18 protein-coding genes are annotated in these 22,951 nt (G+C 53.4%); 12 read left to right on the top strand and 6 right to left on the bottom strand.

The genetic code is table 11. The features are described 5' to 3' along the window. Positions 1-11 precede the first annotated feature (11 nt). The 7 genes from FAZ14_RS10620 to FAZ14_RS10650 all read left to right on the top strand — a co-directional run bounded on the left by FAZ14_RS10620 (position 12) and on the right by FAZ14_RS10650 (position 9,880). Entirely contained in the window at positions 12-704 is a 693-nt protein-coding gene (locus tag FAZ14_RS10620; protein ID WP_016941561.1) for an HAD family hydrolase, read from the top strand. A gap of 141 nt (positions 705-845) precedes the next feature. Beyond that, entirely contained in the window at positions 846-5,318 is a 4,473-nt protein-coding gene (locus FAZ14_RS10625; RefSeq protein ID WP_153508507.1) for an indigoidine synthase IndC, read from the top strand. A gap of 350 nt (positions 5,319-5,668) precedes the next feature. Continuing rightward, entirely contained in the window at positions 5,669-6,601 is a 933-nt protein-coding gene (locus FAZ14_RS10630) for a 3-oxoacyl-[acyl-carrier-protein] synthase III C-terminal domain-containing protein (RefSeq protein ID WP_016941559.1), read from the top strand. Positions 6,602-6,614: 13 nt separating this feature from the next. Next, positions 6,615-6,881, top strand: coding sequence for an acyl carrier protein (locus FAZ14_RS10635; protein WP_029456362.1), 267 nt, complete (start codon positions 6,615-6,617; stop codon positions 6,879-6,881). Next, on the top strand, positions 6,871-7,482 hold the full coding sequence (locus FAZ14_RS10640; protein WP_153508508.1) for a VfmB protein: 612 nt from the start codon (positions 6,871-6,873) through the stop codon (positions 7,480-7,482). The genes FAZ14_RS10635 and FAZ14_RS10640 overlap by 11 nt, the downstream gene beginning before the upstream one ends. A 24-nt stretch (positions 7,483-7,506) precedes the next feature. Next, positions 7,507-8,862: an MATE family efflux transporter gene (locus FAZ14_RS10645; protein WP_038926802.1), complete on the top strand. Its 1,356-nt coding sequence runs from the start codon at positions 7,507-7,509 to the stop codon at positions 8,860-8,862. Beyond that, a complete protein-coding gene (locus FAZ14_RS10650; protein WP_016941555.1) occupies positions 8,849-9,880 on the top strand; it encodes an alpha/beta fold hydrolase in 1,032 nt (343 codons plus the stop codon). Before FAZ14_RS10645 ends, FAZ14_RS10650 begins: the two co-directional genes overlap by 14 nt. Before the next feature lie 94 nt (positions 9,881-9,974). Here the strand turns inward: FAZ14_RS10650 and vfmE are convergent, their stop codons facing one another. Continuing rightward, on the bottom strand, positions 9,975-10,538 hold the full coding sequence (gene vfmE / locus FAZ14_RS10655) for an AraC family transcriptional regulator VfmE (protein WP_012882841.1): 564 nt from the start codon (positions 10,536-10,538) through the stop codon (positions 9,975-9,977). Between the two features lie 567 nt (positions 10,539-11,105). Here vfmE and FAZ14_RS10660 point away from each other — a divergent pair. The 5 genes from FAZ14_RS10660 to FAZ14_RS10680 all read left to right on the top strand — a co-directional run bounded on the left by FAZ14_RS10660 (position 11,106) and on the right by FAZ14_RS10680 (position 17,916). Next, positions 11,106-11,813 (top strand): ABC transporter ATP-binding protein, encoded by a 708-nt coding sequence (locus FAZ14_RS10660; protein WP_012882842.1) that lies wholly within the window; start codon positions 11,106-11,108, stop codon positions 11,811-11,813. Positions 11,814-11,817: 4 nt separating this feature from the next. Next, positions 11,818-14,253 carry an ADOP family duplicated permease gene (locus FAZ14_RS10665; protein ID WP_038926801.1) on the top strand — a complete coding sequence of 812 codons (2,436 nt, stop codon included), beginning with the start codon at positions 11,818-11,820 and terminating at the stop codon, positions 14,251-14,253. Between the two features lie 199 nt (positions 14,254-14,452). Next, the gene (vfmH, locus tag FAZ14_RS10670; protein ID WP_016941553.1) at positions 14,453-15,853 is read left to right on the top strand and encodes a two-component system response regulator VfmH; all 1,401 of its coding nucleotides are present in this window, start codon (positions 14,453-14,455) and stop codon (positions 15,851-15,853) included. Further along, the gene (gene vfmI / locus FAZ14_RS10675) at positions 15,846-17,165 is read left to right on the top strand and encodes a two-component system sensor histidine kinase VfmI (RefSeq protein ID WP_016941552.1); all 1,320 of its coding nucleotides are present in this window, start codon (positions 15,846-15,848) and stop codon (positions 17,163-17,165) included. The genes vfmH and vfmI overlap by 8 nt, the downstream gene beginning before the upstream one ends. After that, complete coding sequence (locus FAZ14_RS10680) at positions 17,134-17,916, top strand: 4'-phosphopantetheinyl transferase family protein (RefSeq protein WP_235914512.1); 783 nt, start codon at positions 17,134-17,136, stop codon at positions 17,914-17,916. Before vfmI ends, FAZ14_RS10680 begins: the two co-directional genes overlap by 32 nt. A 77-nt stretch (positions 17,917-17,993) precedes the next feature. Here FAZ14_RS10680 and FAZ14_RS10685 read toward each other — a convergent pair whose 3' ends face one another. The 5 genes from FAZ14_RS10685 to FAZ14_RS10705 all read right to left on the bottom strand — a co-directional run bounded on the left by FAZ14_RS10685 (position 17,994) and on the right by FAZ14_RS10705 (position 22,910). Then, entirely contained in the window at positions 17,994-18,656 is a 663-nt protein-coding gene (locus FAZ14_RS10685; protein ID WP_016941550.1) for a GIN domain-containing protein, read from the bottom strand. A gap of 314 nt (positions 18,657-18,970) precedes the next feature. Next, positions 18,971-19,909: a beta-ketoacyl-[acyl-carrier-protein] synthase family protein gene (locus tag FAZ14_RS10690; RefSeq protein WP_016941549.1), complete on the bottom strand. Its 939-nt coding sequence runs from the start codon at positions 19,907-19,909 to the stop codon at positions 18,971-18,973. Continuing rightward, complete coding sequence (locus FAZ14_RS10695) at positions 19,909-20,766, bottom strand: hypothetical protein (protein ID WP_029456361.1); 858 nt, start codon at positions 20,764-20,766, stop codon at positions 19,909-19,911. Before FAZ14_RS10695 ends, FAZ14_RS10690 begins: the two co-directional genes overlap by 1 nt. Beyond that, on the bottom strand, positions 20,750-21,886 hold the full coding sequence (locus FAZ14_RS10700) for an acyl-CoA dehydrogenase family protein (protein ID WP_153508509.1): 1,137 nt from the start codon (positions 21,884-21,886) through the stop codon (positions 20,750-20,752). The genes FAZ14_RS10695 and FAZ14_RS10700 overlap by 17 nt, the downstream gene beginning before the upstream one ends. 100 nt (positions 21,887-21,986) lie before the next feature. Next, on the bottom strand, positions 21,987-22,910 hold the full coding sequence (locus tag FAZ14_RS10705; protein ID WP_016941546.1) for a 3-oxoacyl-[acyl-carrier-protein] synthase III C-terminal domain-containing protein: 924 nt from the start codon (positions 22,908-22,910) through the stop codon (positions 21,987-21,989). Positions 22,911-22,951: the final 41 nt, after the last annotated feature.

Here is a 22,951-nt window from a genome sequence, read left to right on the forward strand (position 1 = left end):
GGATATGTCTCATGAAGCCTCTTATTATTTTTGATCTGGACGGTACGCTGGTCGATACACCGAGCGGTATTGTCAGTGCGTTTGTAACGGCATTACGTGACGTAGGTATGCCCGTTGAGGACCGCAGCGCCATTCGTGCCACTATTGGCTTGCCGCTGGAAAAGGCATTTAGCCAACTCCTGTCGCTGCCGGTGGAGGATGAACGGATAGCACAGGCTATCAGGCAATATCAGGCGGTTTTCCGTGAGCAGGTGTTGCCGCAGGCACCGGGGCTGGTCTTTCCCGGCGTGGTGGATGGCCTGTCTTTGTTCAAGCGTCAAGGGTATATGCTGGCGGTCGCCACCAGCAAGGTGTTCGCCAGCGCCAGCGCGTTGCTGGACGCGGCAGGGCTGGCACCGTTCTTCGATCTGGTGCTGGGTGCTGACATGGTGACGCATCCTAAACCCCACCCTGAAATGGGGCTGCTGGCGATGTCGCGTCTGGGGGCTGAGGCCGCTACCACCGCGATGGTTGGGGATACCACCCATGATTTGTTAATGGCAAAACAGGCGGGAATTGCCGCTATCGCGGTCACCTGGGGGATTCACCACATCAACCAGCTTAAAGCAGTGGAACCAGAGGTCATTGTCGATACATTTGGCGAGGTAGTCGGGGCTGCCCACGCGTTATTAAAGCCGTCTTCTTCCCCGGTATCTTATTATTGATTCTGTCTGATTTTTCTTGGTGGTTTATTTTTTTCTGAAAGTGTATTTGGCCTGGATTATGGGCCAAATACTGCATATGGCGGTTAATCCTGAAATAAAGCCTCTCGACGTACTTTTACTGACTCATCTACGAGGATTGTAATGGATCAGATCCAGAATCACGCACTTAATTATCCAGTGTTAGTATTAAATAAAGGATTATTACCGAATTATGACGATATTTCTTTAGCTCGTTACCTCTTTTCTGCCATGACGCTGGCAATATCACGTATTAGCAGAAATGAAGAAATGGTGGTGGGTTTTCATTTGCATCCACAAGAAATAGCGGGCTGGGAAAATGCCCCACGTATTTTTGAAAATATTATTGCATTAAATATTCAACTTAATAGTGCGACGCCAATTGCCGGTTTTATTCAGAATATGACGGAGTGGATAAGACCGGATGCAATTCAGCAGGAAAATAACCGTAGTGTCAGAGTGCTCACGCTGGGGGGACAGCAAACGCTCCATCTCCATGATGTCTTTGACCTGGAATTAACGTGGCAGCCGCCAATGGATAATGAGCCGGTACGGTCACTGGTCTGCCATGTCGACAAGCGGGAAGAGACGGTTATGTTGACGCTGCGATTTAACCCGGACCGTTTCAGCGCCGCCTTGGTTCAAAAGCTCCCAGCGGTATGGCGTCAGATAACAGAGTGTGCCGGGAGTGATGGTGACGAGACGCTGCGGGATATCGGCCTGATTGATGAGGCCGGGAGCGAACACGTATTGCATGTTTTTAACCAGACCGAACATGTCTGGTCGGGAGAGAAAAACGTTGTTGAGCGGCTGAAAAGCCAGGTGCTGAGTCAGCCGGAGCAGACTGCGGTGGTGTTTCGCGATCAGCGTTTGAGTTATCGACAGCTCTACCATCAGGCAAGTGCACTGGCGCATTACCTGAATGCGCAGAGTGCGGAGCATGAGCGTTGTGTGGGGGTGTTTGTCGAGCCATCGTTGACGCTGATGGTGGGAGTGTGGGGGATTTTGCTGTCTGGCAATGCCTACCTGCCGTTATCGCCGGAGTACCCGGAAGACCGGCTGGCGTATATGCTGGAAAATAGCCAGACACGTATCGTGGTTACCCAACCTCATTTGCGTGAGCGGCTGCTGGCGCTGGCACCACCGGGCATACACGTGGTCACGCCGGATGACGTTGAGGCGTTTGTGCGCCAACACCCCTCGGCGCAGTCTGACGCGCCCGCCATCTATATCGCGCCGCATCACCTGGCTTATGTCATTTATACCTCCGGTAGCACCGGCAAGCCGAAAGGCGTGATGATAGAACATCACAGCGTACTAAATCAGATGAACTGGCTGGCCCACACGTTCGCATTAAATAACGAAACGGTGATTTTGCAGAAAACGCCGATGAGCTTTGATGCGGCGCAGTGGGAGATTCTATCGCCCGCTTGTGGTTGCCAGGTCGTGATGGGGGAGCCGGGGGTGTATCGCAATCCGGAGCAACTGGTGGACATGCTGGCGGAATACCAGGTGACCACGTTGCAGTGTGTACCGACATTATTGCAGGCGTTGCTGGATACCGAGCGTTTGAGCGAGTGTCCAGCGCTGCGGCACGTGTTCAGCGGCGGCGAGGCGTTGCAAAAACATCTGGCGCTGGAATGTCTGGAGACACTGCCTGATTGCGAGCTCGTCAATTTGTATGGCCCGACCGAGTGCACGATCAACAGCTCCGCGTTTCGTGTCGACTCAGCGGTGACCCGTCAGGGTCCGGATACGCTGTCCATCGGCTCTCCTGTGGCGAATACCCGCTATTACATTCTGGATAACTGCCTGACGCCGGTGGCGGTGGGTGAAATTGGGGAGCTGTACATTGGTGGTGATGGGGTGGCGCGAGGCTACCTGAATCGTGATGACCTGACCGCTGAGCGTTTTATTGCCGATCCGTTCGCGCCAGCCGACGCGGGCCGACGTTTGTATAAAACCGGCGATATCGCCAGTTGGAACCCCGATGGTACGGTTCAGTATGTTGGCCGTGCTGACAATCAGGTGAAATTACGGGGATACCGTGTTGAGCTGGATGAGATTCGTTCGGCTATCGAAACCCATGAATGGGTGAAAGCGGCGGCGGTGATTGTCAAGCGTGATCCTTTCACCGGTTATCAGAACCTGATTTCGTTTATCGAACTGAATGCCCGCGAAGCGGCGCTGATGGATCAGGGTAACCACGGTTCACATCATCAGTCCAAAGCCAATAAAGCGCAGGTGATGCTGCAACTGGCCAACAAAGGGTGTCGGGAATTTCCGGAAGATAGCCCCCCCTATACCCTTGACCTGCCGGGCAAAGACGCCGATGAAAAACAGCGGCGTACTGCGTTTTCCCGCAAAACCTACCGGTTTTACGACGGGGGTGCCGTCGGGCGCGACGATGTGTTGTCGCTGTTGCGCGAGCCGGTATTGACCGCGGCTTCCCGGCAGCCAGGCGACCTGACGCTGGACGAACTGGGGCACGGATTGCGTTATCTCGGCCAGTTCACCAGTGAAGAGCGGTTGTTGCCCAAATACACCTATGCTTCACCGGGGGCGTTGTACGCGACCCAGGTGTTTCTGGAGCTGAACGGCATAGCCGAATTAGCTGCGGGGTACTACTACTATCAGCCGGTTCACCACCAGCTGATCCGGGTCAGTGAGCTGACATCGCTGCCATCGGGTGGTTTGCGACTGCACTTTGTCGGCAAGCAAAGCGCGATCGAACCGATTTACAAGAACAATATCCGGGAAGTGCTGCAAATCGAAATGGGGCACATCATCGGTATGCTGGATAACGTCCTGCCAGACTATGGCTTGGGTGTGGCGTTGTGTGACGCCGCCGTGCCGGACCCAACACCGCTGGCGATTGACCCGGATGATGATTATCTGGGGGCGTGCGATGTGCTGGGCGGGCCCCATTTGCCTGCGGACGATGGTCTGGAGATTTACGTGCAGACCGCCGGGACGCGTATTGCCAATCTGCCCATCGGGACCTACCGCTATATCCGTGGCGACCTGGAGCATATTGCCGATGAGGTGATCGATAAGAAACATGTTATCGCCATCAATCAGGCCGTTTATGAGCGTTCATCGTTTGGTATCAGTATTGCCAGCCTGACCGACGGCTGGGAAGGGTATGTGCATGTGGGGCGCAAACTGCAGCATTTGCAGATGAACGACATGAACATCGGGCTGATGTCTTCCGGCTATAGCTCGGAAACCGGCCATGACCTGCCTGCCGCCCGTCGTTTCTGGCAGATACTCGGTCGCCGGACTGGGCCGTACTATTTCTTCATCGGTGGACGCATCAGCGATGAGCAGAAATACAGCGAAGGCATGAAAGAAGATGCGGTACACATGAAAGGGCCGGCGGAGATGATTCGTGATGATCTGGCGGCGTTCATGCCGGACTACATGATGCCGAACAAAGTGCTGATTCTGGATGCGTTACCGTTGACGGTAAACGGCAAAATCGACATGAAAGCGCTGGCGAACGTCGATGTTGAATTAAAGCATAAGACGATCGTGGCCCCCCGTACCCCGCTGGAGCAGCAAATTCTGGCTATCTGGCAGGCAAAGCTCAAGCGTGAGGAGATGTCGGTCGATGACAATTTCTTTGAATCGGGCGGCAATTCGCTGATCGCGGTCAGCCTGATTAATGAGTTGAACACCTCGCTGAACGCCAGCCTGCCGCTTCAGGTGCTGTTTCAGGCACCTACTGTTGAAAAGCTGGCGGCGTGGCTGAGCCGTGCGCGTCAGGAACCGGTATCCCGCCTTGTGCCGTTGCAACCCAAAGGGCGTCAGGCACCTATCTACTGCTGGCCTGGGCTGGGCGGCTACTGTATGAACCTGCGTTTACTGGCGCGCCAAATGGGGACGGCGCGACCGTTCTTTGGCATTCAGGCGCACGGCATCAATCCGGGTGAGGAGCCTTACGCCACCATCAGCGAGATGGCTGCTAAAGATATTGAACTGATTCGTCAGCATCAGCCGCACGGTCCTTATACGCTGTGGGGGTATTCTTTCGGCGCTCGTGTCGCGTTCGAAACGGCCTGGCAACTGGAGCAGGCGGGCGAGGTGGTGGAAAGTCTGTATTTGCTGGCACCTGGGTCGCCGAAGTTACGCGATGAACGGGTCGTTGCCATGCACCGGACCGCCGATTTTGATAACCCCGGTTATCTGACCATTCTGTTTTCGGTATTTATCGGCAGTATTACCGACCCGGCGCTGACACGGTGTCTGGAAACGGTACGCGACGAAGAGGGGTTTGTGGCGTTTATTACTGCGCTTAATCCGGCATTGGATGACGGTCTGGTCAGGCGAATTACCCGCATTGTGTCGCAGACCTTCGAGTTCAGCTACACCTTTAGCGAGTTACAACAGCGGCAACTGAAGGCACCTGTCACCATCATCAAGGCTCAGGGGGATGATTATTCGTTCATTGAGGACCACGGTGGGTTCTCTGCCCTGCCGCCGACCGTGATGGAACTGATGGCAGATCACTACAGCATGTTGAAAGCGGCAGGGATAACCGAGCTGGCAAGCGTTATCCAGTATCAACAAGTGCCTTCCAGTCAGGTGGGGTGATACGGCGACAGGCATAAAACGCGCGGGAGGTCCCCGCGCGTTTTTTCCAGTCTTGTCCCGCTATTGAGCCGATGTTTTCGCTATTTTGCGATGAAAATCCCATATTTCCCCGTGTAAATCCCATTTTTGAGACGAAAAGTGTGCTGAAACGAGGGGGGGTGGCAACTGCGGACAAAAACAAAATTTGTTTATTGGCAAAGTGTTCCATGCTGACTGCGATGGCAAGCAAGTCATGAGCGGTGCTGCTGGGACACAGCTTCACTCTGTGCATCTGTCTATGAGACGGGTCTGTACTTGAGCCTCGGTACGATAAGGGGACGATAGCCGTGCGAGCGTCATCAGAAACCGACATGTTTTGCCTGAATGCCATCCATCATGAGGCACCGGAGCGCATTCGACGTTTTCCTCTGGCAGAGCTGGGGGACTCGCACCAGTTGCGGGAAGGGCAGCGTCGCATGATGGAAAAGCTATACCAGTTAAGGTCGGTACCGATGCGCCCGGACAGCCATCAGGCGATGCTGGAGTCTGTGGTGGCTGGCGTGGTTGATGACTGGCCGACATTGTCCTCGCGCGAGGGGCTGTTGATTTATGCCAAGACGCAGACACATAACACCTTCTTTGATAGCCACTGGCTGGATGACATTCTGCAGCACCAGCGACTGGGACATTGGGATGTTGCGACACTGAGTCTGAATCACTGCGCCAGCGCGTTATCGGCGTTACACCTGGTGCGTCGTAGCGCGGTCCGTGACAACAGACCGGTGTTGCTGTTGACGGGAGAAAAAGCGTTTCACCCCGAAATCAACCGCTTTACGGTCGGTGTACAAGGCGAGTTACCGGTAGCGGCGCTCTTTAATGCCGCGAGCAGCCCGTGGCAGGTGACATTTACGGCAGTCCGGCACCTGAGCCGTTTTTATAACAACCCAGATAATATGACCCGGCAGGAAAAAGCGGCGCTTAATGGCTGCCTGCTGGATGAGTTATGCCGTTTCATTGTCGATGCCGTGAGGGATAGCGGCATGAGCATGGACGACATGGACTATTTTGTTCCCTGCAACCTGAATGTTCCGTTATTACGTCAGATGGCGCAGCGCCTGAATATGGGCGAGCGCTTATTTAGCCAACAGGTTTCTGATTATGGGCATCTGTATTGTTCGGACGTGTTATTTAATTTTTCTTCACTCATGAAAACTACAACCGGCCGCGCGAAAAATTATTTTTGTTTTTCAATGGGAATGGGCGTCACGCTTTCCTGCGCGCTGATACAGCAAATTGATATGTAAACAGGAGACAGACATGTCTGCGCTATTAATCACTATTCAACAGGCGTTACGTGAAGTCATGGAGAATGACGACATCGAGATTAATGAAAAAACGGACTTTGATAACGATCTCGATCTGGACTCAGTGATGTTTGTGCAATTTTTGTTGACGCTTGAAGATAGCATCGACGGACTGCTGTTCGATCCTGACCAAATCAATATGGATGCCTTCGCCACAGTAGGAAGCCTGATAGGCTGGCTGAATGCCAATGTGTTGTCGGAGGTGCGCCATGTCAGCTGAACGCATAAAACAGGTCTGGGAGGCCTTTCGCGAGCAACCGTTGTCCGATGCGCTGACGGTGTTGTTGCAGCCGCCGTCAGAAGGGGCGCAATACGTTCATCCAATCCGATATCAGATTCAGGACATCAGCAGCCTGCCCGACGAGAGCCAGTCTCAGCGCCTGTTTGATCGGGTGCTGACCCATCTCTGTCTGGACGCGGTGCGTGGCACGCAGGCCATCGTGCTGCCAGCCAGTTTTCCGATACTGGTCTGCGCCGCCCGCCTGGGGGTGCTGGCTCGCATACAAACCATGAGCTGGCAGCATTTATCCGGCCGTTACAGCTTTGGCGCTAAAACGACCCGCCATCAATTGATCAAAGCCAGTTTTGCTGATGTGGCGGGAAAGGCGTCGCTGTTGCTGGAGCAGCAGTATCAACGCTTGCGGGACGGTGACGTCGTTGGGCTGGAGGATGACCACTACCAGATTACCCAGCTTAATAATGAAGCGGAAAAGATGATGGGCGGACACGGTTTCCTGTTAGGCAATACCCATAGTCTGTCCTATTTCTCCATGATGCTTTACAGCATTTATGGCAAGGCGAGCAGCCTGGCAGCGGCCTAAGACGAAACGAGGGTGGGGGGAACCATGAGCCTGATCTCGCGTGTGATGTCCAGAGCTGCCCCGGCTGCGAGCGGGGATATACGGCAGATAGTGGCGTTAGCATGGCCGATGATGGTGACCGCGGTGGTGGTGTCATTGTCTCAGAATATGCAGATTGCGATTTTGGGCAATGGCGCTGAAAGCCAGACGTTGCTGACGCTCTCTTTTTTACAGCCGTTCAACTTTCTGTTTATCGCTATTCTGGAATGTCTGGCTATCACTAATCAGGTGTTCAGTGCCCGCTCACGCCATGACTGGCCGCGACAGCGCATCTGGCACAGTACGTTGCTGTTAGGTGCGCTTGGCGTAGTGGTGACGGCACTGGCGGCACTGGTATGCCGTGTGTTGGCGTTGCCCTTGTCTGACTGGATGAATAGCCCGGATCTGGCGTTGATGCGAACCGCCGCACCGGCGTATCTGCTATCCATGACGCCATTTCTGGCGCTGGAGATGTGTAACGCCGCGTTGCGTGGGCAGGGGCGCACCGTGTCGGCCATGACGCTGATGTGCAGCTATGTGCTGCTGAGCGCGGCGGGATGTTATCTGGGATTTCATGTCTACCAGCTTGGTTTCGACGCGGTGTTACTGGCCAATAGCCTGCCGGCACTGGTGTTGCTGCCAGCGGCATTGTGGTCGTTGCGTCAGGCGGCGACACCGGTACCGGATGAGCGGCCGCGAGCGTTTGCACCGCGTTTATTGGCGTTGCTGGCGAATGCGGGGCTGCCGGTCGGGTTTTCCATGCTGGTGGTGTTCTTTAGCTCAATGGTTCTCTTTCCGCTGGTGGCGGCCCTGGGGGCGGGTTTCCTGCCTGCCTTCCTGATCGTGATAAAGCTGCGGGCTTTTTTCATCATTCCTGCGGTGGCGACCGGATCCGCGATTGCGATTTTGCTCAATCAGCGCCGCCATACCCACCCGGCATCACAACTGGTGGCGTTGCTGAATAATGGTGTCTGGCTGATTGTTTTCGCCTATCTGGCGCTGACCCTCGGCGTATGTTGGGCGCGCAACGGCATTCTGGCCGGTTTTTCCAACGACGAGGTCATTCGGCAATCCAGTCAAATACTGTTGTGGTTGCTATTGCCGACGTTTTTTCTCACCTCACTGGTGGCGGCATTACAGACGCTGTTGGAGCAGGTGGACAGGGGAAGACGGGTATTGCTGTTCACGCTGGTGCTGGAGTTGCTGATGGTGGCGGTGGCGTTGGGTGCTCACCGTTACTTTAGCGATATACAGGCGATTGCCGGTTTGATCGTCGCGTTTAGCCTGGTGTATGCGGTGGTGTTCCTGCGTGAGTATCGGTTGCTGGCTTGCGCGCTGGGAGAACAGGATGCTGCTGTATAACCTGTGCTACCCGCTGATGTGGCTGGCGACGTTGGTGCAATACAATTATTACCGTGTGCTGGTGAGGCTAAAACGTCGCCCGTCGCTGCTGCTTAAAGTGCACATCAAGCCGGAAACCCATTATGTCCGCCTGTGTCGTGCATTGCGTCTGGCGGATTTGTGGCTGCTTGAGCGCTTGTCGTTGCACCTGGCGGCGCGCTATCTGTTGTTCTTGTTTGAGACTACGCGTTATATCGCCTACAAACAGGTCGATCATGAGTATCTGGCCGGTTTTCTACAGGAAAAAATCGGTTTCCGACACCAGACGGTGTATGTGTTTCGCTGGGTACCGCCACCGACGGAGACGCCGACAAAAACCGTGCTGCTGGTGCACGGCTGGGAAGGGCGCGGCATCATGTTCCGACCGCTGTGCGAGGCGCTAAAAGCACAGGGATACGCGGTGATCATGCCGGATCTGCTGGCGCATGGGTTGTCCGACGGAAAGCGGGTGTCCAATTATGAGCTGGCCAGTCTGATCATTGAGATGGAGCGGCGTTATGGGCCGTTTTACGCGGTGGTTGGGCATTCCAGCGGTGGTTTGGTGTGTAGCCTGGCACTGGCTCAAGGGCTGGCGGCGCAGCGCCTGGTGCTGCTGGCCAGTCCGGACAATTTTGGCAGCATGATCGACAGGTTTCTGGCGGGGGCATCGGTATCGGCATCGCTGGCCGCCCCCATGAAAGCCATTTATGCGCAGCGTTTTGGCTTTCACCCCGACTGGGTGGGTGAGGCGTTGTACCGCACGCTGGATTGCCCGACACTGATTTGTCATGACTGGCAGGACGCACGGGTTCGCCCTGATGTGGCTGATGCTATTCATCAGGCACTTGCCCACAGCGAACTTTTCTACACCCGCGGGCTGGGGCATTTGGGCATTTTACGCAGCCCGCTGGTACACCAGCGTATTCTGGCATTTTTCGCGGAGGCGAATGCCGGAACCGACACGCAGGTAAAGCCACTTCTTGATCGCGTCGCGTCATAATGCGGTAATGCGCGGCATTGATGGTATCGAAGCCCGTGCTTTGCCGGTGTGAAAACGCGAGCCCGCCATGCGTCATCTCATGGCGGGCTTTGAGTTAATTACAGAGATTATGAATGTTGTCCAGCAGCACGTGGCGAGAAAACAGATGACGCTGTTTGCCGAAAATGATGTCGAAGCTCATGTTTTGCAGGGTGCGCGGTGAATCGTTTTCCCGCTCCAGCGACACGGTTTTACGGTACTTCAGCGGTGCAATGTTGTACGTCTTGGTAAAGCAACGCGAGAAGTGTGGCAGCGAGGAAAATCCGCACGCATAACAAATATCGGTGAGCGACCAATTAGGCGAAATGTGAATAATCTCTTTGGCCAGTGTCAGTCTGACACGCCAAATCCAGCGCATCGGCGTAATGTTATACACCTGGTTGAAGAGACGACAGATATCGAATTTTGATTTACCGCTGACCGCTTCAAGATCTTCCAGCGTAATATTGTTGCCGATATTGTCGATGATATAGTCAATAATTCCCGCCAGGCTGGTCGCTTTATTGTTCGCTGCGAGTGTTTTGCGCAGGTTAGGGTGACGACGATACATGTCCTGAATCAGGTTATTGTTAAAAATATCGTTATCTACGGTATGGGCAAAGGTGTTCTGTAAGCTCATGGTGTCATCCCAAAAAAATAGATTCCCCGTGTCTGGTCCAGCTAAATCCAAAAATCCTTACAGCGGCGAATTCAGTGGTTGATTATTGTCCCTTGGTCAGACGTACGATCTGTCTAAGGCAAATTGTGTGCCATGTTGTTATTGCTTGTTTTTAAAGGGAAATGCTTACGCCTGCCTATAAGTGATCCCATTAATGGGACGATGACGTGTCGAACATGGGATTTTTCGTCTCGCAATTGGTCTATAGGCAACGCGAGCCCATGGTGTAGCGGGTGTGTGTGGGTGTGGCAACGGCGAGAGGGTGGCTCTGGTAGCAATGGATAGATATCCGTGGTTCGCCTGCCTGCCGGGATAAAGCGGGATGGAAATGGCGTTCGGGAACGGAGCCTGAGGAATAGTTGGTATGATTTATGCTGCTAAATTCAGAAAAGGTGAAGTCAGTTTTGCGGATAACCTGTGTATTTTGGACGCATTTTTAAAACCAGAGATAAAAGTGAGTGGTCGACAGCCTGTAAGATACCCTCGGTCTCAGGAAGGCTGACTCTATTTATACACTGAGGATTTCCCATGACGGTGCTGGTTCAACTTGATAATGTGCATAAAATTTTTCTTACCGATGAAATTGAAACGCATGCCCTTAGCAAGATAAACCTTTCTATTCACTCGGGAGAGTACGTCTCCATCGCGGGGCCATCCGGCTGCGGGAAATCGACACTGCTGTCCATCATGGGATTGCTGGATACGCCCACAGAGGGACAGTACCGGTTGAATGGGACTGATGTTGAACGCATCAGCCGCCGGGAAATGGCTCGACTGCGAAACCGTGAAATTGGCTTTATTTTTCAGTCATTTAATTTGATAAGCGATTTGACCATCGCGGAAAATGTCGCGTTGCCGCTCACTTACCGTAATGACTTGTCGCGTGCGGAACAGAAAGCGCGGGTGATTCAGGCACTGGAGAAAGTCAACATGTCGCATCGGGTGCGGCATTATCCCTCGCAACTCTCCGGTGGTCAGCAACAGCGGGTTGCCGTAGCGCGGGCGATTGTTGGCAAACCGTCACTGCTGCTGGCGGATGAGCCCACCGGCAACCTGGATTCCGCCAATGCCGAGGCGGTGATGAATATTCTGGATGAATTGCATCAGGACGGCGCGACCATCTGCATTGTCACCCATGATCCCCGTTCCGCCATGCGCGCTCAGCGTACCATTGTCCTGTCTGACGGCCAGGTCGTGGCAGATGGTGAGAATGGACAATTGCGTCAGGCGGTATAGTACGATGAATTTCTGGTTTGATATCCGTTACGCCTTGCGCCTGCTGCTGAAAAGCCCAGGATTTAGCGTGCTGACCATTACCGTTATGGCTTGCGGGTTGGGGCTGGCGCTCTATATGTATTCCGTCATCAATACCATCATGTACAAGACGCTGCCGTACCCTAGAGGGGAAGGTATGGTGATGGTGACGCCGAACGTTGGTGGGGTCAGTCTGGATGACTCCGGCTTGAATTTTCTCGACTATACCGAGCTTTCCCGTCAGTTAACTAAGATAAATGATATCGGCTATTTTTACGCCGAGTATTTAGATCTCAATGATGGGAAAAACTCTGCCCGTTATATAGGGATTCTTAGCACACCTCAGATGTTCAGTTATACGGGTGTGTCACCCTTGATGGGGCGTATTTTTAATGAAAACGATATGTTATCCGGTGCATTACCGGTAACGGTGATTAGCTATGATCTGTGGCAGAATTATTTTAACGGTAGAAATGATATTCTTAGCCAGTCAGTACAGATAAACGGTATACGCACTCATATTGTTGGCGTTATGCCTAAAGGCTTCGAGTTTCCATTTTTCCACGATCTCTGGCTGCCATCAAAAATAGAGCAACAATCATTTTCCCTGAGAAGTCAGGCGCCTGAAGTTTATGTGTATGCACATGTAAACCCTCGCTATTCCCTGGATGAGGCCAATCAAGAAATTGCATCCGTCATGAAGCGGCTGGCTGATAAATATCCAGAAAGCAATAAAGGCGTATCGGCGATAGCCCTGTCTTTTCAAGTTAGTTTTATGGGAGATGATACCGCGCAGGTATTCTTAATAACCCTATCCGCCGTAGCTTTTGTCCTATTGTTAGCGTGTTGTAATGTGGGAAATCTGCTTTTAGCGCGCTCTCACCAGCGTACAAGAGAGATTGCTGTTCGTGTTGCGTTAGGCTCACCCATGATGCGTTTGATTATGCAGATGTTATGGGAAAGCCTGATCATCTGTATCCTGGCAGGGATTGTTGGGGTATTACTGGCTGCCTGGGGATTAGATCTGACAAATACCATCTTCCCCCGATTTGTTCCTAATCGTGTTCCATCCTGGTGGCATTTGTCACTTGATGCCAATATGATTTTTAACGCGAGTGTTCTGGTTGTCGTGACGGCATTTATTACGGGGGCGTTGCCTGCATGGAAGATTGCCAATGGGCAATTTTTTCAGGCATTGAGAGATGGCGCTCGCGGTATTCCCGGCTATCGAACCAGTAAGGCTGGGCGTTCGCTCGTCATTATAGAAGTAGCCCTTTCTTTCTCAATATTATGCATCAGCATTCTATTATTGATTTTAGTGACCAAGGCGAAAAATGCAGACTACGGGGTTGCCACTGATGGCTATCAGATATCCCGTCTTAATCTTAATAAAGATGTGTATCCCACGCCGCAAAGCAGACGTGATTTTTACCTGAGCTTATCCAGGCAATTACAGGCTATTCCAGATGTTGCCGCCGAATCTATTACTACCAGTGCTCCGGGGGAGTTTACCGCTGCTCATCAGCTCATTATTGAAAACAGAGAGGATGGGAAGAATAGCGATGAATTTGATCCGATGGTGAATGATGTGCAGGTCATGCCCGGCAGTCTGATTGGAATGGGTGCGACAATAATTTATGGTCGGGAATTTTCAGCGGCAGATAATGAAAAGTCCACCCCTGTTGCGGTAATCAGCGAGTCGCTGGCTAAAAAGTATTGGTCGGATGAAAAAAGTGCGATAGGGAAGCGCATCCGCTTCAGAAATGAGGAGGAATCAGGTTGGTATACCATTATTGGTGTGACCACGCATATTGTGCATGGCAGGCCGTTTAGTGCGTTTAAAAACCGTGCAACAGTGTATCGCTCGTTATTACAACGACCCACACCGATCATGACGATTATGCTCAAGTCTGGCAGGCCTTCTATGCTGCCTGAGCGGCTTAAACTCGCACTCTATAACGTCGATAGCATGATGCCGGTGGCAACCCCTCAAACACTAAATAACATGCTTGAAAAGAATACCCTCGGCGTCAGATTCGTTGCCAACCTGTTCATGTTGTTTGGGGTTATTGCGATTGTACTGTCATCTAGCGGTATTTATGCTGTGACGCAAAATGCAATCAGCCAGCGAACCCAGGAGATAGGCATTCGTCAGGTACTGGGGGCGACACCTAAGCATTTGCTTAAAATGCTGATGCTACAAGGGGCAAACCAACTTATTCTGGGTTTGATTCTGGGGTTGCCCTTGGCTTTATTCGCGGCACCTGGAATTAACCGCGCTTTAGGTGATGGCCGAGGCAATTTTGTTTTGCTATTCGTTTGTGTCGCGTTGTTTATCATGACCATTGTCGCACTTGCCACCTGGATCCCATCCCGACGTGTCATCATGATGAAACCGGGTGATGCGATACGCTATGAATAAACTGAGCAGGCGGTATGCTGCCTGTAGCACCGGCATGTGCGCTCATGGCAGGATACCGGCTGGCACTCCAGTTTCCCGCAACAGAGCCGTTAATAGTTACCACAGATCGATTATGCTGTAAGGGCATCGCCGCAGGGGTTGCCTGCGGTGGTGACTGTCAGTGTAAATTTCAGTATGAACCAGAGTGATAAGGACCCGTATGGCGGATAAGCAACATATCCTCATTGTTGATGACGACGCACATATTCTGGCCAGCTTGCAGATGTTACTGTCCATGGAAGGGTATCAGGTCACACTGTGTTCTGCCGTTGAGCAGGTGCCTGTTCAGCTATCCCAGCATGATTTCGATTTGATCCTGATGGATATGAACTATCAGCGTGATACCACGTCCGGGCAGGAAGGGCTGGTATTGCTCGACGAGATCAAACGGTATGACGAGTATCTGCCGGTTGTGGCCATGACGGGCTGGGGAAGTGTCGATATTGCCGTCAGCGCCATGCGGGCGGGTGCGGTCGATTTCATTCAGAAACCCTGGGACAACGAGCGGCTGTTGAATGTTATTCGCCAGCAAATCTCTTTTAGCCTCAGCCAGCGCTCAGGTAAACGCCTGAAAGAAGAAAACAAACTGCTCAAGCTGGAGCTGGAAGATAATTTCAATGGCGAGTGGGTTGTGGAATCTGCGCCAATGAAGCAGTTAATGCGGGTGGTGGAGCAGGTGGCCGCAACCGAGACCAACATCCTGATTTTGGGCGAAAACGGTACAGGTAAAAGCCTGCTGGCCCGGGTGATTCATCAATTGTCTTCACGCCGTGACGAGAACATGGTGTCGGTGAACATGGGGTGTATCAACGAGAACCTGTTTGAAAGCGAGATGTTCGGTCATGTGAAAGGCGCGTTTACTGATGCGCGGGAAAGTCGTGTCGGGCGCTTTGAGTTGGCGGACAAAGGAACACTGTTTCTGGATGAGGTAGGTAACCTGCCGCTGACCCAGCAAAGCAAGTTGTTACGTATTCTTGAGGAACGGTGCTTTGAACGGGTCGGGTCATCCCGCACACTGAAGACTAACTGCCGGATCATTGCCGCGACTAACGCCGAACTCGGTGCCAGAGTGGTTGAAGGTACGTTCCGACAGGATCTGTATTACCGTCTCAATACCATTGAGCTACGTGTGCCGTCACTGGTGGAACGGCAGCAAGACATCATGCCGCTGGCGTTGAACTTCATTGACCGATATGCCAGAAAATACAATAAGTCGGCGCCGGGACTCAGTTCGTCCGGACAGGCGGCGTTATATGGATACCACTGGCCGGGAAATATCCGTGAACTGAGTCACTTGCTGGAACGGGCGGTACTGCTGTGCGGATCGTCACGGCTAAACAGTGACGATATTTTTCCGTCACTCCCCACTGCGCCGCAAAAAATGGTGACAGCGGAGCCGGAGTTTGCTTCCGATGCGACGCTGGCCGATATTGAAGAACGTCTGCTATGTCAGCGTATGGCGAAATTTGACGGCAATGCCATCAAGGCGGCCCGCTCGCTGGGGCTGAGTCGCAGTGCGTTCTACCGACGACTGGAAAAGTACAAAATTAACCATGAGTAAACTCGACTCCTCTTTTGAGCCTCCTCACCTGTTGTCATTCAATGTCGCAGCGATTGCGGGTTTGCTGGGGTATTTTCTGCTATGGCTGTTCCCCGATCAGTCGGTATATCTTAAGGTACTGACGATATTCATTATTTTTCTTTGCCTGATCTACAGCAGCTTTACGTTTTCCGAACGTCTGAATGGCAAAATACATGTTGTGTCTAACCTGCTGGAAGCGCTGGAGCAGGAGAATTTCAGCCTGCGCGGTGTGACCAAGGGCAAAAGTGCGTTTGATAATCTGATCCGTCAGATTAACCAGCTCTCTGGCGCAATGGCGCGCAGCCGTCAACAGCAAAAAGAAACCTACTATGTGCTGCATAAGGTGATCTCCAATATCAACATCAGCGTCTTTGCGCTGGATGCCGATCGCCGCATCATCTGGTGCAACGACGCGGCAGCGGCGTTGATCAACAAACCGTTGTCGTTATTGGTCGGGCAACCCGCGTCGGAGTTCGGCCTGGAGGGGTTGTTGCAGCAACCATCCGATGCCGAGCCTGTTGACTGGCGTTTTCCTGGTACTCGCGGCATGTTCCAGATTCGCCACGATTCCTTTATTGAGGATGGCCGACAAAACCATCTGCTATTTATCAGTGACGTGAGCAAACTGCTGCGTAACGAAGAGCAGAAAACCTGGCAGAACCTGCTGCGGGTGATTAGCCATGAGATTAATAACTCGCTGACGCCGATCGCCTCCATCAGTCAGACGTTGTTACAGGTATTCCGTAAGGATAACTCGCACCCGTCAGCGCCGGATCTGGTCAATGGGATGGAGATCATCAACAATCGTGCCCGCGAATTGATCACGTTTGTTGGCAGTTATCGTCAGTTAAATCGCCTGCCACCGGCGAACAGGCAGCCGTGTGATATCGCCGGGTTAATGATGCAAATGACGATGCTGTTCCCCCAGCGTAAGCTGGTTTTTGCCGGTGAAGCACCGCAGCAGGTGATGGTCGATGCCAACCAAATGCAGCAGATGTTCATCAACCTGTTAAAAAATGCCGATGAGGCGATGCCGCCGGGGCAGGGGGAAATTGTACTGCGCTGGAAAGCGGTCGCCCGACAGTTGCACATCGAGATTATCGATCAGGGTAAAGGGGTGGCGAATATCGAAAACCTGTTCGTACCGTTTTATACCACCAAGACGCATGGCAGCGGCATTGGTCTGATTTTGTGTCGGCAGATTGTTGAAGGGCATGACGGGCACCTGACGTTGGAGAACCGTAAGGATGCAGAAGGCTGTGTCGTCAATATCTTCCTGCCGTTGGGATGACCTGACGGCAAGAACATGGCCGTACCCCCATTGTGTGGTGGTATCGCGTGTGCGAGAACCCGACCCGATGATCGTGATGCAAGCGCGTCAGGCCTGCGGTCTCGCTACTGATGCGCCGTTAACATCGCGTCAACTGGCAGAAGGCATACTGCGTCTTTTGCTGGCGCCATTATGCCAGCAGGATGCTTCTGCACTGTGTTTTGCGCGCAACCCGTATGGCAAACCGTTTTTACCACAGCACCCGGCTATTCAGTTCAATCTGTCCCATACCCATAGCGCCTTCGCGTTTGCTTTTGCGCGTTACAGCCAGGTCGGGGTGGATGTCGAACGTTGTCAAGGGCAGGTGGACCGCAAACGGGCAGTCGCGAAACGCTTTTTTCACCCCGATGAAATCCGCTGGCTGGAGTCGCTTGATGACGTGCAATTTTTGTCGGCGTTTACCCGGTTGTGGAGCCGTAAAGAAGCCTATATCAAAGCGCTGGGGCTGGGGTTACATAAGTCGCTGGAATCATTTAGCTGCCTGACTGACCATCAGGGTGCACTTCAGGTGGTTGATTGCGGAAGTGTGGTCACGTGCCGATTGCGTGAGGAATGGGTCGAAGGGGAACCAGCGGTTACGCTAAGCTGTTGCCTGTTACCCAACGCATCGACCGACGCGGATACGTGGCGCTTATTGCTATTACAGGATGAAACAGTACAGGATGAAACAGTACAGGATGAAACACCACAAGATGAAGCGGCCACAAGATAGCAGGGCCACAAGGTGAGCTGAGCACTGGATGCGTGCAGGCACAGTGAGATACTGTCGATTACCTCTGTACTCAGTAGCTAGCAACCATCATGCTCGACCAGACCAGCGATACCGTTGTTGGTCTGAACCAGTGTGTCTGGTGCGACCCGGACTCTGGCTCCGGTCGTAATAGTGCCGCTTAACTGCCGTACGTGGCATAACCGAGCATCAACACCCATCGCGATATTCACGACAGCTTCTTGTGCTGAAAATGCCTTTTCATGGGATGCTTTTTCATACGCGTTAAACGAGGCCCCCATTGCCAGCGACAGGTCGAGCCGACGCGTTGTCCCCGCAACATTGACCGCTGTGCCCATACTCCCGTTAACCGCAAAGGCATCGGGTGAAACTGCACAGGCGGGAATGGACATCGTGACACCAGCCTGCGCTTTAACAACCGTGATCGGCGCGCTGACCGTTATCCTGACGGTCGCGTCATGATCACGCAGAATGCTGTCATCGCTGGCGTGGTTTTCTATGACCAGACTCTGACCCTGGGGGCGGATGACCAGCTTTTCCAGAACATCCTGTCTGGCGCTGGTCTCCACGCGGTATCCATTACCGCAAACCAGTGTGACATTCAGGCCACGGCTGACATCCAATGTCGTAAAGGAGGGCACATCCACATTTTGCTGATTCGTTGGTGAACAGGCCACCGTCAATGGCAGCAGTACTAACGCGGAACAAAGCAGCGCTTTCATTCCTCTCTCCTTTTCCGTCGCTATCCTTATCTGCCAGCCTGATATCCTTATCAGGAGGGAACCCGCGGCCAGCCAATCCTTGTCTGGTCAATCCGTCCGATGATGCATCCCTGGTACCGGGCGGTGCGGGGCAGTTACGTCCTTGTCTCTTATCGTTGGCAAGCCAACGAAAGCTTTCCCTAATTGCTATTATGCATAGCAGAATTATCCATTGTTGTCTGAGATTGAGAGTTTCCCGAATAAATAGGATTAAATGTTGTTCTAAGCCATCCGGCTAAAACCCGGCTAATAGCACCGGGCTAAATCGCAAGGCATTAAACCGGCGTGCCGGTATAGATTATCCGACAACTGCCGATCCAGGCTCCCAGACCGACGGACAGCATGACATGTGGTTTACCGCAACGGATAGCGGGCAGTGCCGCATCCAATAACAACAGCGGGTCGGTGGTGTAGCAATGGCCGATATCCGGCATGAGGCCCAGTGCGATATTTTCCAGCGGGTGGTGGTGACGACGGGAATAATTGAGCCAGCTTAATCGATTGATGTTGTGGGGGAGCAGATGAAAAGGCTCCGAACTACCGGAAGTGATTGGTTGTAGTGCGTCGAGCACCAGTTCATCGTGAGCCTGGAAAAACGCTTTTCTGGCCTGTTCACTGCCGTGGATCCCTTCATGAAACTCTGGTCGTTGCCCAAGATAAACTGGACCGATTTGAAGACCCGATGGCTGATTTTCCAGTAGCAAGGCTGCAAAGGCATCGCCTGCGAGCGTACAGCCGGGAAAGTAGCGCTCCTCAGTGGCTAATGCTGATAGGGTATCGCCAGCAATAATCACCACCCGCTCTGCCCGTTGTTGCGATAACAGCCGTTGTGCCAGATCCAGTGCCCAGAATAGCGTCGCGCAGTTTTGCTGGTCCAGTTCGTAGCAAGGCGCATGTGCATGAATAAAGGGATGTTCTCGGCCAAGCTGCGCCAGCCAGTGGGACTGCTCTGGCGACTGAACCGGCATGCCGTGCGCGTAAATCAGCACATCAGCCGGGCGTTCGGGGTGTGCAGACTGGTGTTGTAATTCACTGATCAGCCGATGGAATACCGACGCCAGCGGGATGTCATTATCGAGAGCGGCGACGTGTCGGAAGCCGAACAGCTGCGAGAAGACCCGGGCTTCCGATGCGCTGGCACCCGCTGCCTGGATGATGTCGCTGGCACTGAGCCGACGCTCTGGTATCCAGGTAACAAAATGGGTCAGACGCACTATTCCAATCCTTGCAGAGCGACAGCGCTGAGCATGTCCTGATAGTGAACCAATAGCAGATAATCGCAGCCTGGCTGGTAATTTTCCGCCAACGCGACAAACGGTGCCGCACAGACCAAATGCGGATTGGTGGCGATGCCGTTCATGGATGGCGGTAAGGTCGCCAGCAATAGCGGCTCTGCCACCACGCACAAGCGGTTGCGCTGTAGATCAAAACGTTGGCATAAGGCCGTGACGGTTTGCGGTAATGTTTGCGCAGTGGGCTGGGGGTGACGACAGAAGCCCCGATAATGCAGCGCGCGCTCATGACAACAGACGGAAAACAGGCAGGCGTTATTTTCCGGGGCGATCGAGTCGAGCAAATCAGAATGGTATGGCAGGCTGCTTTGGTCGGCTACCAACAACAGTGAGTCGTGGTTATCTTCACGCTGGCAGTTGGCAATGCTGGAGAGTGCAAACAGCGCCGCATCCGGTCCGCGATCGCTGATAGTCAGCGCCAGACAAGCCGGTAATCCTAGCGACTCAATGACATAGTTAATCACCGAACTGCCAAGGTGCAGGTCCGGCGTCCAGTGTGCCATCAGCACGCTATCAATATGCGATAGATCGTTTCTGGCCCGGTAAACCGGCAGCAACTGGTTGATCATACTGATAAACGCGGTCATATCGCTGGTCTGGCTACGGTGTTGCACATTGACCAGCCGTTCATGCCAGTCAAGGCCGTTGCTGGCGAAAAACCGGGAGGCATAGCTGTGCCAATAGTACTCCTGCGCCGGGCTTATCGCCTGTCGCGGCATACTGATGGGCGCCGTAAAGCTGCGGTGCAGTATTGACCGTGGGTCAAGATACGTGGGCACAGACGCCTCCCCTGGCGGTATAGCAGCGGAAACTGTTCATCAGGTGAATATTGGCGGTGCCTTCCATGTATTCAAATGCCAAGGCATCACGACAACGACGGCGTAACGGCGTGTCTTCCAGCCAGGCTTGTTCGCTCAACAGGTGTGGCATACGGTGTGCAACCGTTTCCACGAACAGCGTGCAGTGTCGTTTGAGCTGGCTGGTGGAGTGATAGTGCGACTGACCTGACTGGTAGCGCACGGCAATATCCGACAATTGCCGACGCAGCAGGTGGTAAGTCCGCCACTGCTGGGCGTGCCAGCGCTGTTGGTCGGCCGTTAAAGGGGTGTTATCCAGCACCTGCAGCAGCCCATAGGCGGTGCCGAGTGCCATTGCGCTGACCATCGGGCGGTGGCGTTCAAACACTTGTCCCAGTGCGGCCAACCCTTGATTGAGCCCTTTACGGTCGTGACCCAGAATGTGGTCCGGCGTCACGGCGAGTCCGTTAATCTCGAGTTCTGTCAGATTGGAGCCCTGTAATCCGAACTGTTGCAGCGGCGTGATGGTCATATGGGGCGCAGCCTGTTCCGGCTCGACCATGACCAGCAGCTGGCGGTTATCTTCACGGGCGAAAACCAGCCCGACGGACGCCAGCTGCGCACCACCGATAAATTTCTTACGGGCATTCAGTAGATAACCGTTTTCTGTCGGCGTCAGTTGCGAGGCGATCGATTGTGTATCGGAGCCGACATCTGGCTCGGTAACGGCAAAAAACGCCCAGCAGGGCGGTTTATTAAAGCGGGAAAAGAAGAACGCCTGTTGCTCCGGCGTACCCAGGGTCGTTACCGCTCGCGCTGACAATGAAGCCCCGGGCAACATCATCAAACCGCTGGCATCAAAGCGGCTCAGGTATTCCAGCATATCGATGTGATCGCTGTAGTGGCAGGCCTGATAGTCCCACTGTCGAAAGGGGATAAACTCGGATGGGATGCCGATATAGGCGATGGTATAAAGCAGTTCATCCTCAAGACAGGACAGAGCCTGCTGACGATCGGATTCTACCTGACTGGCGGCGTGCCGTAATTTTTCGCCCAGTGCATCCAATTCTTTTAATACATTATTGAACGTAAGCGCTTTCATGAGCTGTCCTGTTAGTCGAGTCGCAAAACATACCATTCGCACGATAACTCTGTACCTTATCGGGAATAACGGCGTTGTATTGTCCGGTATTGCAATTAGGTCAAATTTCAATCAGTAGCGAGGAGTAGGTGGCACCCAACCCGACGCTGACCAGCAATACGGTATCGCCTTTGTGCAGACGTTGTTGTTGCTGCAACTGGTGCAAATTAATAAACGGATCCGCGCCAAAGCAGTGACCATATCGCGGGACATTTTCCAGAAAGATTTTTTCCCGCGGGAAGTGCATTAATTGCGCCAGACGATGCCATGACGCCAGGTTGACGTTATGTGGCGCTATCCAGTCGACACGGTCTATGGTGATCCCAGCCTTGTCGAGTGCCGCCTGCAGGTGCTGGCGGGTAAAATCGACATAATGTTGCCCAAAGTCGGATGTTTCATGTTCATCAGCGCCTTGCTGGATACTGAAGCGGCCATCCTGCCCAGTGTAGCGGCTGAGGATAGCTGGTCCGTTACCGTTACGGGTCAGTAATACTGCACAGGCGGCTTCACCCATCAGCGTCGTGTCTTTGATCAGTTTGACCCTGGGGTGAAACGCTTTCTCGCCGATCAGCATCAAACCAAACGCACCGGGCGAGAGCTGTCTGAGTAACCATTCTGCCGCCGTTAGTGGGGTCGCGCAGTGGCCCATGGTCAGGCTGGCAAACTCGGTCTGGCGTGGGAAGCGCTTCAGCCATGAAGGGGTCAGGCTGGCGGTGTCGAACACCCGCACACAGGGAACGGTATGACAGTGCACAACATGGCTGATGGCGGCGAACGCCTGCGGCTGGTTATGTTGTATCTGGTCGACAACCGGTGTGAGCAGATCGTCCAGCGTGCCGGGGCCGCCATGAAAACGGCGCAGTCCGTAAAAGCGGTCAAACATGCGGATATCGAGCCGACTCAGGCCGACTTCCTGTGCGACATCCTCCAGCGACTGAATGTCGGGGGGGAATGCGATTTCTATCGCTTCAATGTGTCCCAACACAAGCGCGCTCCTGACAGTGGGCAAGGAAGAGAAACGTGATC

Origin of the sequence: Dickeya oryzae (assembly GCF_009372235.1) — a bacterium.
GTDB lineage: Bacteria > Pseudomonadota > Gammaproteobacteria > Enterobacterales > Enterobacteriaceae > Dickeya > Dickeya oryzae.